This window comes from Bacillus hominis (genome assembly GCF_030348325.1).
GTDB lineage: Bacteria > Bacillota > Bacilli > Bacillales > Bacillaceae_G > Bacillus_A > Bacillus_A hominis.
Genome location: NZ_JAUCFS010000005.1, coordinates 3992661 through 4006491, shown reverse-complemented (window position 1 = coordinate 4006491; position 13831 = coordinate 3992661). Strand labels below are relative to the sequence as shown.

Below are 13831 nucleotides of genomic sequence, written 5' to 3'. Positions count from 1 at the left end.
TGATTCATGGTAACATCTTTATGTTATAGTTTATAGCACCTAAACTGCTATATGCTACAACCGCACAAGACAGGTTCCTTAAAGACATTTTATGTCTACCTCGTTTTTGGCGAGTCTTAGTAATTAAGAGGAGGTGCAAGTATGTACGCAATTATCGAAACAGGTGGAAAACAAATTAAAGTTGAAGCTGGTCAAGCAATCTACATTGAAAAATTAGATGTTGAAGCTGGTGAAACTGTTACTTTTGACAAAGTTCTTTTCGTTGGTGGCGAAAACGTGAAAGTTGGTAGCCCAGTTGTAGAAGGTGCAACAGTTACTGCGAAAGTTGAAAAACAAGGTCGCGCTAAGAAAATCATCGTTTTCAAATACAAAGCGAAAAAGAACAATCGTAAGAAACAAGGTCATCGTCAACCTTACACTAAGCTAGTTGTTGAAGCTATCAACGCTTAATTCTGGTTAAGATGATTAAGATTACGATAAGTCGCACGAAACTAGGAAGTATCCAATCATTTAAAATGACTGGACATGCCAATTATGCGCCACATGGACAAGACCTTGTCTGTGCTGGAACTACAGCGGTTGTGTTTGGTTCTATAAATGCAGTGGAAGAACTTTGTAATGTGCAAGCAACTATTGAACTCGGAAGTGATGGCGGATTCTTAACGTATGAATTGCCTAATGATTTAGACGTTCATGCAGCAGAAAAAGCACAGATACTTTTAGAAGGATTGGTTGTTTCGCTTAAGACGATTGAACTTGATTACGGAAAGTATATCCGTTTAATAGAAAAAGTGCAGGAGGTGTAACGTATGTTAAGATTAGATCTTCAGTTTTTCGCATCTAAGAAAGGTGTAGGTAGTACAAAGAACGGTCGTGACTCTCAGTCAAAACGTCTTGGTGCTAAACGCGCAGATGGTCAAACGGTTTCAGGTGGTTCAATTCTTTACCGTCAACGCGGTACAAAAATTTATCCAGGTGTTAACGTTGGTCGTGGTGGCGATGACACTTTATACGCGAAAGTTGACGGCGTAGTACGCTTTGAGCGTCTTGGCCGTGACCGCAAACAAGTGAGCGTATATCCTGTTGCTCAAGAAGCATAAGAACTCACGGAAAACTCTAACCTGAGTGCAGGTTAGAGTTTTTCTATATTAAGGGGTATCTAAATGAATGAAAAATGGACAATTATAGATGCATTGCGTCATTCAAGACATGATTGGCTCAATCGTATGCAGATGGTGAAAGGAAACCTTTCACTTGGAAAAGTGGAAGAGATTCATAGTCTCATCGATCGTTTTGTCCAAGAAGCGAGACAAGAATCCAATCTGATAGGGCTATCAATGCCTTTATTTTCAGAGTGGATTTTAACATATAATTGGAAACAGCAGCCGTGCTTATTGGAGTACGAAGTATTAGGGAATTTACATAACTTATCTCACTTAGATGAGACTGTATGTATATGGACGAATCAATTTTTCTCAATACTTCAGCATAGTTTAGACGTATATGTTGAAAATTATGTTTGTATCACAATTGAATGTGACGCGGAGAATGCTCGTTTCTTTTTTGATTTTCGTGGTAAGCTAACGAGTGTAGAAGAACTACAGAATTGGCTTGCGAACCAAAACAATAAATGGTATTCCATTTCTTATACAGTACGAGACGAAGAAGTCTCAGTTATATTACAACCAATTGAAAAAAGTGTGGTGAAATAATGTTTGTAGATCAGGTCAAGATATATGTAAAAGGCGGCGACGGTGGTAACGGAATGGTTGCGTATCGTCGTGAGAAGTATGTACCTAAAGGTGGCCCAGCAGGTGGCGACGGTGGTAAAGGTGCAGATGTTGTTTTTGTTGTTGAGGAAGGCTTACGTACATTAATGGACTTCCGCTACCAACGTCATTTCAAAGCTGATCGTGGTCAGCACGGAATGAGTAAAGGTCAGCACGGTCGTAAATCTGAAGATTTAATCGTAAAGGTTCCACCAGGAACAATAGTAAAAGATGAAAAAACAGGTGAAATACTTGCCGATTTAGTAACGCATGAACAAACAGCTGTAATCGCAAAAGGTGGCCGCGGTGGCCGCGGTAACTCACGTTTCGCAACACCGACGAACCCAGCGCCAGAAATCGCTGAGAACGGAGAACCAGGTCAAGAACGTGATGTCACGCTAGAACTTAAAGTGCTAGCAGATGTTGGACTTGTTGGATTCCCAAGTGTAGGTAAATCTACATTATTATCTGTTGTATCATCAGCGCGTCCGAAAATTGCAGAGTATCACTTTACAACAATCGTTCCAAATCTTGGTGTTGTTGAAACAGGTGATAACCGCAGCTTCGTTATGGCTGACCTTCCTGGACTAATTGAAGGCGCACACTCCGGCGTTGGACTTGGACACCAATTCTTACGTCATATCGAACGTACACGTGTAATCGTGCACGTTATTGATATGTCTGGTTTAGAAGGCCGTGAGCCATATGAAGATTATGTCACAATCAATAATGAATTAAAAGAATACAATATGCGTTTAACAGAGCGTCCACAAGTTGTTGTAGCAAACAAAATGGATATGCCAGATGCAGAAGAAAACTTACAAGCATTTAAAGAGAAAGTGGGAGACGAAGTAAAAATCTTCCCAATCTCAGCTGTAACGAAACAAGGTGTTCGTGACTTACTATTTGAAGTAGCGAACTTATTAGAAACAACACCAGAATTCCCAATGTATGATGATGTAGAAGAATCTGAAGCAAGTGTAATGTACAAATTTGAATCTGAATCTAATTTTGAAATTACACGCGAAAGTGATGGCACATTTGTTATTTCTGGTTATGATATTGAGAAAACATTCAAAATGACAGACTTCTCACGTGATGAATCTGTACGCCGATTTGCTCGTCAAATGCGTGGAATGGGTATTGATGAAGCCCTTCGTGCACGTGGTGCAGTAGACGGAGATATTGTAAAAATTCTTGAATATCAATTTGAATTTATCGATTAAGACTGCCGAAATATGGCAGTCTTTTTTTATTGTAAATGTCTGATTCGTATAGGAAAAAATACCCACTAATTAAATTTTCAATTTATAATAGAACAAGGAGTGGTTTTGGAAGAATTTCTTATGGGGAGAAAATGAACATGTATAAAATATTAATTGTAGAAGACGATGAAAAAATAGCGGGAATATTAGAGGAGCATTTAGAAAGGTATGGTTATCAATCATTTAGAGTAAGTGATTTACGTCATATAAAAGATGAGTTTGTAAAAGTAAATCCACATCTAGTGTTACTCGATATTAATTTACCGTACTTTGATGGTTTCTATTGGTGTCGCCAAATTCGCACAGTATCGAATGCACCAATTATTTTTGTCTCTGCAAGAACAGGGGAAATGGATCAAGTAATGGCGATTGAGAATGGCGGGGATGATTATATTACAAAACCATTCCATTTAGACATCGTAATGGCAAAAGTTAAGAGTGCACTTCGCCGTGGATATGGTGAGTATGCTTTGGCCGCAGAAAGTGATTGTTTAGGTGTTAATGGATTGTTATTATTCCCATCACAGCACACAGTAGAGTGGGAAGGTCAACAAACTGAACTTACAAAAAATGAATTTTATTTATTAGAATGTTTAATGAAACAAGCGAATCAATATGTGACACGCGAAGAGCTGTTAGAAGCTCTATGGGATGAAGTAGCTTTTGTTGATGATAATACATTAACTGTGAATGTAAAGCGTGTAAGGAAGAAATTAGAGGAGTTAGGTATTGAAAATGCAATTGTCACAAAGCGTGGGTACGGTTATGCGCTTCTTACAGAGTGGGGCGAAGGGCATGAAGGTTAAAAATTACCTCATAGACCGTTTTTCCTTAATCCTTTCTTACATTATAAGCCTTTGTTTATTTGGGCTCGTATTGCAGTTACAAAGCCTTTTAGAAAAGCGTTCGCTGGACTGGAGTACATGGTTATACGGACTTTTATTAGGGACAGTTGTGTTTAGTGTATACCTTATTTACGATTACCGAAAACGAAGTGTGTTTTTAAAGAGAATAGAACAGTATATTGCCGGTGGACATACATTACATGATTCTTTACTTATTGATACTTCGTATACGGCAGAGCAAGAGATGGTCGTTGAGTCTTTTACGTTGCTAAGACAGCAATATATGAATGAAGTTCATAAACAGCATGCGAAAGAGCAACAGCAAATGATTTTTATGAACCAATGGATCCATCAAATGAAAACACCAGTATCCGTTATTGAATTATTGTTACAGAAATATGGTAAGGAACACCGTGAAGCAAGGAGAACGATTGAAAGTATTCGTGAAGAAAATAACCGTATTTTAAATGGTTTAGATTTAGCGTTACATATGGCAAGGTTAGATCAGTTTTCGAAAGATTATAAAGTAGAAGTAGTAAATGTTATAGATGTCATTCGAGATATTATTAATGAAAATCGAAAGTCGTTCATTCAATCTTCTGTATTTCCGAAACTGATGTTTGAAGAAGAGACTTGTATGATTGCGTCTGATAGAAAGTGGTTTAGTATCGCCATGAGCCAAATTGTTGTGAATGCAATTAAGTATACGAAAATTTCAGAAACAGAGAAAAAAGAAATTCAATTTCAAATTGAAGAGAAGGATCAAAAGGTATTACTACATATTAGGGATAATGGAATTGGTATTCCAGAGCAAGATGTAAAGCGTATATTTGATCCGTTCTTTACGGGAATAAATGGTCGTAAAACGAGAGAAGCGACTGGAATGGGCTTATATATTACGAAAGAAATTTGTGATAATTTACATCATGGAATTTATGTACAATCAACTGAAGGGGAAGGGACAACATTTACGTTCCAATTTGCAAAAGATGAAGAATATCATACATTAATGAGAAAAATGACAAAACTGTAAGATAACAAAACGTTTTGTAAGGGAAATCACTCGTTTCTTTTTCTTATTTTTCTTATAGTAAATGTAAGAAGAAAACACATAGGGGGATTAGAAATGAGTGTTCTTGAAGTAAAAGGGTTAACAAAGGTGTATCAATCGAAAGGTTCAGTAGCGACGACTGCTTTGCATGATATAAATTTTAAAATAGAAGAAGGCGAATTTGTAGGAATTATGGGTCCTTCAGGAAGCGGAAAAACAACACTTTTAAATTTATTAGCAACAATTGATAAGCAAACTTCAGGTCATGTACTTGTAAATGGAGAAGAAATTAATCAAATGCGTGCTGCAAAATTAGCAGAGTTTCGCCGTACACATTTAGGGTTCATCTTCCAAGATTTCAACTTACTTGATACGTTATCGATTAAAGAAAATATTATTTTGCCGCTTGTAATGGCGAAGAAATCTGTAAAAGAAATTGATGCGAAAGTACTGGAAATTGCGAAGTTTTTAAACATCGAAGAAATTTTAAATAAAAAAGTATACGAAGTATCAGGAGGACAACAACAACGTGCAGCTGCTGCAAGGGCGATCATTCATGAACCGACGTTAATTTTAGCGGATGAGCCAACTGGAAACTTAGATTCTAAGTCAGCTAAATCATTAATGGGAGCACTTCAAGATTTACATGAGCAAAAGAAAGTGACAATTGCAATGGTAACGCACGATCCAGTAGCTGCTAGTTATTGTGAACGCATCCTCTTCATTCGCGATGGAGAAATTTTCTCGGAAATACATAAAGGAAGAACGAAGCAAGCCTTTTTCCAAGAAATTTTGGACGTACTTGCGATGCTAGGAGGAGAATATCATGAACTTTCGCCAGCTCGCGCTTAATAACGTAAAAGGAAATTGGCGTAATTATAAAGCGTTTCTTATTAGTAGTTGTTTATCGATTGTCGTATTTTTCATGTATGCTTCCTTCATTTATCATCCAGATGTCGTAAGCGGTAATATTAGTATGAAGACGATGATTACAAAAGGATTAGAATCGATGAATTATATTGTAGTCATCTTCTCGGCACTCTTTATTTTATATGCGAATTCAACGTTTTTACGAGCAAGAAAAAAAGAATTTGGTCTATTAACGTTAATAGGCGGAACGAAATCTCAACTTGGCAGAATGATTATATTAGAACAATTGATGTTAGGTAGTATTGCTATTGTAGTAGGTATTGGCGTTGGAATGCTTTGCTCAAAACTTTTCTTCCAAGCATTAAGTGTATTGTTGAAAATAGATAAAACACTTCCGCTTGTATGGAATGGAAAAGCAGTTCTTATTACAGCTGGCATATACTGTATCCTCTTTTTAATCCTATCATTGTTTAGTGTTTGGACAGTAGGACGCTTACAAATTATTGATTTGTTAAGAGAAGCAAGAAAACAAAAAGTGGAGCCTTTTGCATTTACATGGTTATGTGTAGCAGGTATAGGATGTATCATTGCTGCATATGTCCTTTGTTTCCAAGTAACAATTATGAATTTCATGATGTATTTTTTACCGATTGTAGGGCTGACAATTGGCGGAACATATTTACTGTTTACACAAGGTAGTACAGTCATATTAAAAGCGTTGCAAAAAAGAAAACAATCATTTTATACATATCCAAACATGTTCGTCCTTAGCAATCTTATTTACAAAATGAAAGATAATGCTCGTTTTCTATTTGTCATTTCTATCATTACGGCGGTTGTTTCCTCAGCAGTTGGTACGCTTTATGTATATTATGAAAATATGAGTGCGAAAACGGTAGATATTACGCCTCATGCTATTTCATATGAGGAAAAGGGAGTAAATACGCATAACATTATTAATGAAGATACAGTAAAAGAAATTGTAAAAAAACATGGATTTGAAGATGCACGAGAATTAAATTTTGTAAAACTACCTGCAACGCAGAAGGTAACGTTTTTTAACAGTGAGCATGAAGTACCAACTGCAATTATTTCAGAGAAAGTATATAATGTGGAAGTGCGTAAACAAAAAAGGGAAGAAATTAGCGAAGTTCATAATGCACCAGGTAGTGCGACGATGATCATGAGTGATATGACGAATGATTTAGTGAAGATAGATCGTACGAAGCCATATGAAGTTACAATGAATGGCCAAAAACAGTTTGTTCAGCTAAATGAACCAACTTCATATTCGGTGTTTAATGATGACAATTATCTCATTGTGAATGATCAAGATTTTGAGAAATATGCAAAGCTCGTACCAGATGAAGAAAAGACGAAATATTATGGTTATTATATTGAAGATTGGAAAAGTACAGAAGAGCTTGTGCTAGATTTGAAAAAGGAAATTGCACCAGAAAAGCAAGGAGAATTGAAAAGCTCAGTGCTTGCTTATAAAAATATAAGAGAAGCAGGAGCAATTACAATGTTCATCGGTTTCTTCGTAGCAGTACTGTTCTTCTTCTTCGCTTGTAGTATGACATACTTTAAATGGTTTAATGATAAAGAACAAGATCGTATTCAGTTTAAATCGTTAAAGAGAATTGGTATGACAGATAAAGAAATACGTAAAATTGCGATTCGACAAATGGGCGTTATCTTCTTTATCCCAATTTTGATTGGTGCGATTCATAGTGGATTTGCCCTTCATACGTTAGGGAAAATGCTTTATATCGATTTGTGGAAATCAGGTGCGATTGTAATTGGAGCATACATTTTAGCTTCTGCCATTTACTTTATGATCGCGCAAAGAGGATATTTAAAACACGTAAAAAGCTAGGGAAACCTCTAGCTTTTTGCCTATGTAGTAAGTTACAGGAGGACGATAGATGAACATTCGGCAATTAGCGCTGCAAAATATAAAGGGAAATTGGCGTAATTATAAAGTGTTTTTCTTAAGTAGTTGTTTTGCAATATTTGCGTCCTTTGCATACATGTCTGTTATTGTACATCCATACATGCAAGAAACGATGTGGTATCAAAACGTACGCTGGGGACTTATCATATGTAATGTTATAATTATTTCTTTTTTCGTCGTATTTATTTTGTATTCTACTTCTATTTTCATAGAAGCACGTAAGAAAGAATTAGGGTTATATATGTTAATGGGCGCAACGAAGTCTAACGTAATAGGAGTGATTATGGCCGAACAAATGTTGATCGGGATATTTGCTAATATTTTCGGTATTGGGCTTGGTATGATTTTTTTAAAACTCTTTTTTATGGTATTTAGTATGTTACTTCGCCTTCCGAAAGAACTCCCTGTCATATTTGACGTAAAAGCGATCACTGTAACGTTTGTTACATATATGGTCGTATTTATTGTCTTATCTTTTATAAGTGCTTTACGTATATGGAATATAAAAATCATTCGATTATTGAAAGAATTTCGAACGGATAAAAAAAAGCGGAAAACATCAAAGTGGCTTTGCATATTCGGCTTTGCTTGTTTAGGAACAGGATATGCGTTAGCGCTACAAGTGACGATGACAACGATAGCATTATACTTTTTTCCGGTTGTTATATTAATTTCTCTTGGAACATATTTCTCATTTACACATGGCGTTACACAAATATTAGAAGTGATAAAGAGAAATAAAAAAATTATGTATACATATCCGTATTTATTTATAGTGAATCAATTGTCACATCGAATGAAGGAAAATGGTCGCTTTTTCTTTCTGTTGTCTATGGCAACGACGTTTGTAGTTACGGCGACAGGTACTGTATTTTTATATTTCACTGGCATGCAAGATATGTGGCGGGACGGAGGAGTACACTCGTTTTCGTACATAGAAAAAGGTACTTCTGCTCATGAAGTCTTTGAGGAAGGTGCAGTTGAAAAATTACTGCATCAATATGGGTATGATGATTTTCAATCTATGAGCTTTGTTGGGGTGTATGCATCTTTTCAGTCCAATAAGGGAGAAACAGAGGTAGCACCGCTTATAAAGGAAAGTGAATACAATCAAGAGGCAAGAAAACAAAAGCAGAAAACGTATCATCCTAAAAAAGGAACAGTTACACTTGTTTATTATAATAAGCGTAACCATCCGAATGTATATGATCAAAAAGAGATTCAATTACAAGTAATGAATCAAACGCATCCCTTCGCATTTAACGGTCAGAAAGAAGGGGTACAATTTAACTATCACCCTTCGCACATTAATGGCCTTTTTTTCGTCATGAATGATGAAGATTTTGAAAGTATAGCAAATACAATTCCGGATTCTGAAAAAATGATATATAGAGGCTACATATTACCAAATATCGAAAATACGAAGGAATTAAATGCAGATTTACGGAAACATATGAAACAAGATACAAATGATGCATTTCGAAGTAATATGGAGTTATATGTGAATATGAAAGAGTTCGGTGATATCACTCTATTTGTAGGCTCATTTATTAGTATATTATTCTTTTTTACTTCATGTAGTATCGTATATTTTAAATGGTTTCATAATATTGCATCGGATCGAAAGCAATACGGGGCACTCTCCAAACTTGGAATGACGAAGGATGAAGTGTGGAAGATTTCTCGTTGGCAATTATGTATGCTATTTTTTGCGCCTATTATAGTAGGAAGTATGCATAGTGCAGTTGCGTTATATACGTTTCATAATACTGTCTTTATGGACGGTTCATTAAGAAAAGTAGGCTTATTCATACTGTTTTACATTGCTGCATGCATCATTTATTTCTTCTTCGCTCAAAGAGAATATAGAAAACATATAGACTAGTGCAAACTAGTCTTTTTTTAAATATTCGAAATTTACATAGAAGAATATAAAAAATTATGGTATAACAGTAAGAAAACGAAAAAGAGAGGGAAAAGACGATGATTCGAGTAGGATATTTAGGACCAGAGGCAACATTTACAAATATGGCGGTGAGTCGTTTTTTTCCGGAAGCAGAGCATGTACCGTATCGAACGATTCCAGATTGTATAGATGCAGCTGCAAATGAAAATGTAGATTTCGCAGTTGTACCGCTAGAAAATGCGATTGAAGGTTCGGTAAATATAACGGTTGATTACCTTGTACATGAGCAGCCGCTTTCTATTGTAGGGGAAATTACAGTACCGATTCAGCAACATTTACTCGTACATCCGCAGTATGCAGAAGTGTGGGAAGAAGTATATGCAGTACATTCTCATCCGCATGCTATTGCACAATGTCATAAGTTTTTAAATGAAGAATTAAAAGGGGTAACCGTTCGAGATATGACATCAACAAGTGCTGCAGCACAATATGTGAAAGAACATCCTGAAGAAAAAATCGCCGCTATTGCAAACGAAGCAGCAGCAGAAAAATACGGATTAGCAATTGTAAGAAGTGGTATTCATACGCATAAAAACAATCATACACGTTTCCTTGTGCTGCATAAGAAAAAGAAAGCAGTACTCCCAAATAACGGAGAAAATCGCGGGGAGAAAACGACGCTTATGATAACGTTACCTGCAGATTATGCAGGAGCGCTATATCAAGTGTTATCAGCTTTCGCATGGAGAAAATTAAACTTATCAAAAATCGAATCGCGTCCGATGAAAACAGGTCTTGGAAATTACTTTTTCCTAATCGATGTCGATAAAGCATACGATGACGTATTATTGCCAGGCGTAACGATGGAACTTGAAGCACTTGGTTTTTCTGTTACGGTGCTTGGGAGTTATTCTTCTTATTGGTTGTAAAAAGTAAGGGGGCTGTTAAACTTGCTTGAAACGAAACGTTGTTTATTAAATACAGTTCATGAATTAGATTACGAAAATATAAAAGAACTATATTTAAATGAAGAAGTGAGAAAATATCTTGGTGGACCGCGGAAAGCGGAGACAATTAGGGGTGTTTTCAATGATATGTTATCCCCAGAAGAAAACTGTTGGTATTGGATTGTTAGAGAAAAGAAAACAAAAACATTCATTGGAGTAGTATCACTCGATCCAAATGATGTGAATCAAGAGATTGAAATATCCTATCAATTTTTGCCGATGTTTTGGAGAGTTGGATATGCAACGGAAGTCGCTCAAGAGGTAATCCGTTATGCTTTTCATGAATTACAACTATCAAAAGTAATTGCAGTAACACAAATGGCTAATATACCTTCGCGTAAACTTTTAGAAAGGTTACGTATGAAGTTAATTCAAACATATTATCGGTTTGGGGCAGAGCAAGCTGTCTATTCTATTGAAGCAAGAGATGAAATTTTGATAGATTAATAAAATCCCACCTGCAGAAGGCGGGATTTTTTATTTTAACTTCGCAAGACGATCCTCTAACTGACTACGCCAAAGATCGGCTAGTTCTGGGACAGCAAGAACTTTTTCAAGGCCATCTCTATCTTTTCTATTATGGAAATAGATTTCATTAGAGAAAAGAACAGAAACATTGCTCGGTTGACGCTCTAGTAATGTAATTTTAGAATCTTTACGCACAATACCTTCTTGAAGAACACGGCATAAGTAGCCGGTATATCCGGTTGCTACAATGCGTGGCAAAATGCCAGGAATGCCAAGGCGCTTTGAAATTGTGCTACAAGGTACGCGAGCTTGTGTTACTTGAATGATTGCTTCGCCTAGTTGATATGTATCTCCGATGCAAACATCGCGCTCTAACATATTTGTTACGGTAATGTTTTCACCAAATGTGGAAGCTGGAAGCGTTGTTTGAAATTCCTCTTCCCATAGTGCGTAATGTTCATATGGATACACACAAACGGCACGATCAGGCCCGCCATGATGTTTTAAGTCCGCTACATCATCACCACGGAATCCGTCTTTTGAGAGAAAAGCCTCTTCTGTAGGATCTTTACATATACCTGTTATCATTTCTTTATCTTCGCCATATTTCATTTGTTTCGGTTTACCAGTGCTAAAGTGAATGAGTTCAATTCCCATATTTGACCTCCTTTGCAATTAATTACAATATTATATCATTTAAAAAATAAAAGCACAGAGAATGATAAAGCGAAACTTTAATCAGTGGGGGTTCTGTTCATCCCCCACTGATTATCAGCCCTCACCAATCGGGCGTTTACGGGCAGCCCGACTCCCACCTAACTACCTTGCTTCAGCCGGATTTTGAGGTGGGAGTCTTACTGCCCGTTAATGCGGGATAAAAACTCTGTGCTTTACATTAATAAACGAGAAATCCAGCGCGATCTAGTGCATCACAAGCAGCATCTAATTTCTCCTTAGAATCTGCTTCAATTGTATGTAAGTGAATACCATCTGTTAGTTGCGAAAGATAGGAAGCGTTTGTGTTTTCGATTTTTTGTAAATATTGCTCTACATCAAAGCGATTACTTACCATAATCGATGCTGTTAAGTCGCCGTATACAGGATGCTCAACTTTTACGTCTTTAATCGTAACGCCGTGGTCAACTAACATGGTAAGTTCTTGACGTACTTCTGCCGGTTTATGTTGGCATACGATTACGCGTTCAAAAGCTTGTTGCCTTGTTTGTGGTTTTAAATATAAATACCCTTGTGCAGTCGCAATAATTGGTTCATTTCGTGCTTTTAGTAAGGAAATGTCTTGAACGATAACTTGCCTACTTACGTTTGTCTTTTTAGATAGCTCATTTCCTGATAACGGTTCATTTGCAGCAAGAAGCCACTCGAGGATGAGTTGTCGTCTTTCTTCGCCTAAAATCTTTTTTTGATCATTTTGTTTCATTATGATTTAACACCTCTATAAAATTGATTTCCAATTGTGTGTAGTGCATGAATAGTTGTATCAATTTGTTCTTTCGTTGTGTGATGTCCGAAAGAAAAGCGGACATATTGTTTTGCTTCTTCATACGTTTTTCCAATTGCAAGCATTGTTTTTGAAGGGTCTTGTTTACCGACTTGGCAAGCACTTCCAGTTGAAATGGCTATACCACGACGGTTACATTCTAACATTGTGTACTGACCTTCTATTCCTTTTATTGTAACCCCAATAATATGTGGTAAACAAGAAGTAGAATGTCCTTTCACTTCAATTTCTAGAGGAAGTGTTTGTAATTGCTCTAAAAAATAAGATCGTAATTGTTTAAAACGAAAGCTCTCTTCCTTTTGATTCTTTAATATATGCTCTGCGGCTGTTAAAAAAGCAGCGATTCCAGGAACGTTCACTGTACCAGGGCGAAAGCCTTTTTCATGAGAAGTTCCAGGGAATATTTGTTCCCAGCGAACTTGCGGATTTATATAGCAAGCTCCAACTCCTTTTGGTCCGTATATTTTATGGGCTGAAACAGAGAGACTATCAATCTCCATCGCTGTAACGTCTATTGGAAGTTTACCAAACGTTTGAACACAATCCGAATGAAATAAAACATTATATTTTTTTAAAAGTGCTCCGATCTCTGCAATATTTTGAACGGTCCCGATTTCAGAGTTTCCATGCTGTATACTTGCTAGAACAGTATTTTCCGTAATAGCTGCTTCTAAATCTACTAAATGAATTATCCCGCTTTTATCAACAGGAATCTCAGTAATAGTATAGCCTTGCAATTGTAAGGAGTGAAAATAACTTCGAATCGATGCGTGTTCCATAGGTGTCGTAATAATGTGCTTTCCATTTCTAGCATTTAGAAGGGATTGAATCGCAAGGTAGTTAGATTCTGAACCGCCGCTTGTAAAGAATACACCTTGTTCCTTACCCCCAATCATTTCTGCAAATGTTTCTCTACAAACTTGTAATAAAGATGATGCGCTTCCGCCGATATCGTGTAAACTTTGTTCATTTCCGAAATATGTTTTTGTCGCTTGTATATATGTTTCTAAAGCTTCTTCGCTCATAGGTGTTGTCGCTGCATAATCTAGATATATCATCATGTAATTTCCTCTCTTCAGTAAGAGTGACATTTGTTTTCGTTTTTAGAATGGTAGTGAAAATAAGAATTGTAAAAAAACTCTTGTCATTATTTTAAAACTATGTAAATATAGGT

General features: G+C 36.5%; 15 protein-coding genes and 1 other annotated feature. Of the genes, 12 read left to right on the top strand and 3 right to left on the bottom strand.

Features of this window, described 5'->3' with window-relative positions; genetic code table 11:
- Positions 1 to 48: 48 nt before the first annotated feature.
- Positions 49 to 127, top strand: a sequence feature (ribosomal protein L21 leader region).
- A gap of 14 nt (positions 128 to 141) precedes the next feature.
- The 12 genes from rplU to QUF93_RS23300 all read left to right on the top strand — a co-directional run bounded on the left by rplU (position 142) and on the right by QUF93_RS23300 (position 11117).
- Positions 142 to 450: a 50S ribosomal protein L21 gene (gene rplU, locus QUF93_RS23355; protein ID WP_000270907.1), complete on the top strand. Its 309-nt coding sequence runs from the start codon at positions 142 to 144 to the stop codon at positions 448 to 450.
- An 11-nt stretch (positions 451 to 461) separates the two neighbouring features.
- On the top strand, positions 462 to 806 hold the full coding sequence (locus tag QUF93_RS23350; RefSeq protein WP_002112038.1) for a ribosomal-processing cysteine protease Prp: 345 nt from the start codon (positions 462 to 464) through the stop codon (positions 804 to 806).
- Positions 807 to 809: 3 nt separating this feature from the next.
- Entirely contained in the window at positions 810 to 1100 is a 291-nt protein-coding gene (gene rpmA, locus QUF93_RS23345; protein ID WP_000944957.1) for a 50S ribosomal protein L27, read from the top strand.
- A 63-nt stretch (positions 1101 to 1163) separates the two neighbouring features.
- Entirely contained in the window at positions 1164 to 1712 is a 549-nt protein-coding gene (locus tag QUF93_RS23340; RefSeq protein ID WP_088097873.1) for a sporulation initiation phosphotransferase B, read from the top strand.
- Positions 1712 to 2995 (top strand): GTPase ObgE, encoded by a 1284-nt coding sequence (gene obgE / locus QUF93_RS23335; protein WP_098384434.1) that lies wholly within the window; start codon positions 1712 to 1714, stop codon positions 2993 to 2995. Before QUF93_RS23340 ends, obgE begins: the two co-directional genes overlap by 1 nt.
- A 137-nt stretch (positions 2996 to 3132) precedes the next feature.
- The gene (locus QUF93_RS23330) at positions 3133 to 3840 is read left to right on the top strand and encodes a response regulator transcription factor (RefSeq protein WP_289375823.1); all 708 of its coding nucleotides are present in this window, start codon (positions 3133 to 3135) and stop codon (positions 3838 to 3840) included.
- Complete coding sequence (locus tag QUF93_RS23325; protein ID WP_033712037.1) at positions 3830 to 4912, top strand: HAMP domain-containing histidine kinase; 1083 nt, start codon at positions 3830 to 3832, stop codon at positions 4910 to 4912. The genes QUF93_RS23330 and QUF93_RS23325 overlap by 11 nt, the downstream gene beginning before the upstream one ends.
- A gap of 93 nt (positions 4913 to 5005) precedes the next feature.
- Entirely contained in the window at positions 5006 to 5782 is a 777-nt protein-coding gene (locus QUF93_RS23320; protein WP_000114521.1) for an ABC transporter ATP-binding protein, read from the top strand.
- Complete coding sequence (locus QUF93_RS23315; RefSeq protein ID WP_289360339.1) at positions 5757 to 7679, top strand: ABC transporter permease; 1923 nt, start codon at positions 5757 to 5759, stop codon at positions 7677 to 7679. Before QUF93_RS23320 ends, QUF93_RS23315 begins: the two co-directional genes overlap by 26 nt.
- Positions 7680 to 7728: 49 nt before the next feature.
- Positions 7729 to 9642 carry an ABC transporter permease gene (locus QUF93_RS23310; RefSeq protein WP_289360338.1) on the top strand — a complete coding sequence of 638 codons (1914 nt, stop codon included), beginning with the start codon at positions 7729 to 7731 and terminating at the stop codon, positions 9640 to 9642.
- A gap of 98 nt (positions 9643 to 9740) precedes the next feature.
- Positions 9741 to 10592, top strand: a complete 852-nt coding sequence (gene pheA, locus QUF93_RS23305) for a prephenate dehydratase (RefSeq protein ID WP_016086147.1) — start codon at positions 9741 to 9743, stop codon at positions 10590 to 10592.
- A 21-nt stretch (positions 10593 to 10613) separates the two neighbouring features.
- Positions 10614 to 11117 (top strand): GNAT family N-acetyltransferase, encoded by a 504-nt coding sequence (locus QUF93_RS23300; RefSeq protein ID WP_289360337.1) that lies wholly within the window; start codon positions 10614 to 10616, stop codon positions 11115 to 11117.
- 30 nt (positions 11118 to 11147) lie between these two features.
- On the opposite strand, the gene QUF93_RS23295 is transcribed toward QUF93_RS23300, so the two are convergent.
- From QUF93_RS23295 to QUF93_RS23285, 3 genes are all read right to left on the bottom strand, one after another.
- On the bottom strand, positions 11148 to 11795 hold the full coding sequence (locus QUF93_RS23295; protein ID WP_289360336.1) for an MOSC domain-containing protein: 648 nt from the start codon (positions 11793 to 11795) through the stop codon (positions 11148 to 11150).
- Positions 11796 to 12033: 238 nt separating this feature from the next.
- On the bottom strand, positions 12034 to 12576 hold the full coding sequence (locus QUF93_RS23290; RefSeq protein WP_002122754.1) for a transcription repressor NadR: 543 nt from the start codon (positions 12574 to 12576) through the stop codon (positions 12034 to 12036).
- Entirely contained in the window at positions 12576 to 13718 is a 1143-nt protein-coding gene (locus tag QUF93_RS23285; protein ID WP_289360335.1) for an IscS subfamily cysteine desulfurase, read from the bottom strand. The genes QUF93_RS23290 and QUF93_RS23285 overlap by 1 nt, the downstream gene beginning before the upstream one ends.
- Positions 13719 to 13831 lie beyond the last annotated feature (113 nt).

Bases quoted from the DNA above. Each gene is read 5' to 3' on its own strand.
- rplU (WP_000270907.1), top strand. From the start codon at position 142: ATGTACGCAATTATCGAAACAGGTGGAAAACAAATTAAAGTTGAAGCT.
- QUF93_RS23350 (WP_002112038.1), top strand. From the start codon at position 462: ATGATTAAGATTACGATAAGTCGCACGAAACTAGGAAGTATCCAATCA.
- rpmA (WP_000944957.1), top strand. From the start codon at position 810: ATGTTAAGATTAGATCTTCAGTTTTTCGCATCTAAGAAAGGTGTAGGT.
- QUF93_RS23340 (WP_088097873.1), top strand. From the start codon at position 1,164: ATGAATGAAAAATGGACAATTATAGATGCATTGCGTCATTCAAGACAT.
- obgE (WP_098384434.1), top strand. From the start codon at position 1,712: ATGTTTGTAGATCAGGTCAAGATATATGTAAAAGGCGGCGACGGTGGT.
- QUF93_RS23330 (WP_289375823.1), top strand. From the start codon at position 3,133: ATGTATAAAATATTAATTGTAGAAGACGATGAAAAAATAGCGGGAATA.
- QUF93_RS23325 (WP_033712037.1), top strand. From the start codon at position 3,830: ATGAAGGTTAAAAATTACCTCATAGACCGTTTTTCCTTAATCCTTTCT.
- QUF93_RS23320 (WP_000114521.1), top strand. From the start codon at position 5,006: ATGAGTGTTCTTGAAGTAAAAGGGTTAACAAAGGTGTATCAATCGAAA.
- QUF93_RS23315 (WP_289360339.1), top strand. From the start codon at position 5,757: ATGAACTTTCGCCAGCTCGCGCTTAATAACGTAAAAGGAAATTGGCGT.
- QUF93_RS23310 (WP_289360338.1), top strand. From the start codon at position 7,729: ATGAACATTCGGCAATTAGCGCTGCAAAATATAAAGGGAAATTGGCGT.
- pheA (WP_016086147.1), top strand. From the start codon at position 9,741: ATGATTCGAGTAGGATATTTAGGACCAGAGGCAACATTTACAAATATG.
- QUF93_RS23295 (WP_289360336.1), bottom strand. From the start codon at position 11,795: ATGGGAATTGAACTCATTCACTTTAGCACTGGTAAACCGAAACAAATG.
- QUF93_RS23290 (WP_002122754.1), bottom strand. From the start codon at position 12,576: ATGAAACAAAATGATCAAAAAAAGATTTTAGGCGAAGAAAGACGACAA.
- QUF93_RS23285 (WP_289360335.1), bottom strand. From the start codon at position 13,718: ATGATGATATATCTAGATTATGCAGCGACAACACCTATGAGCGAAGAA.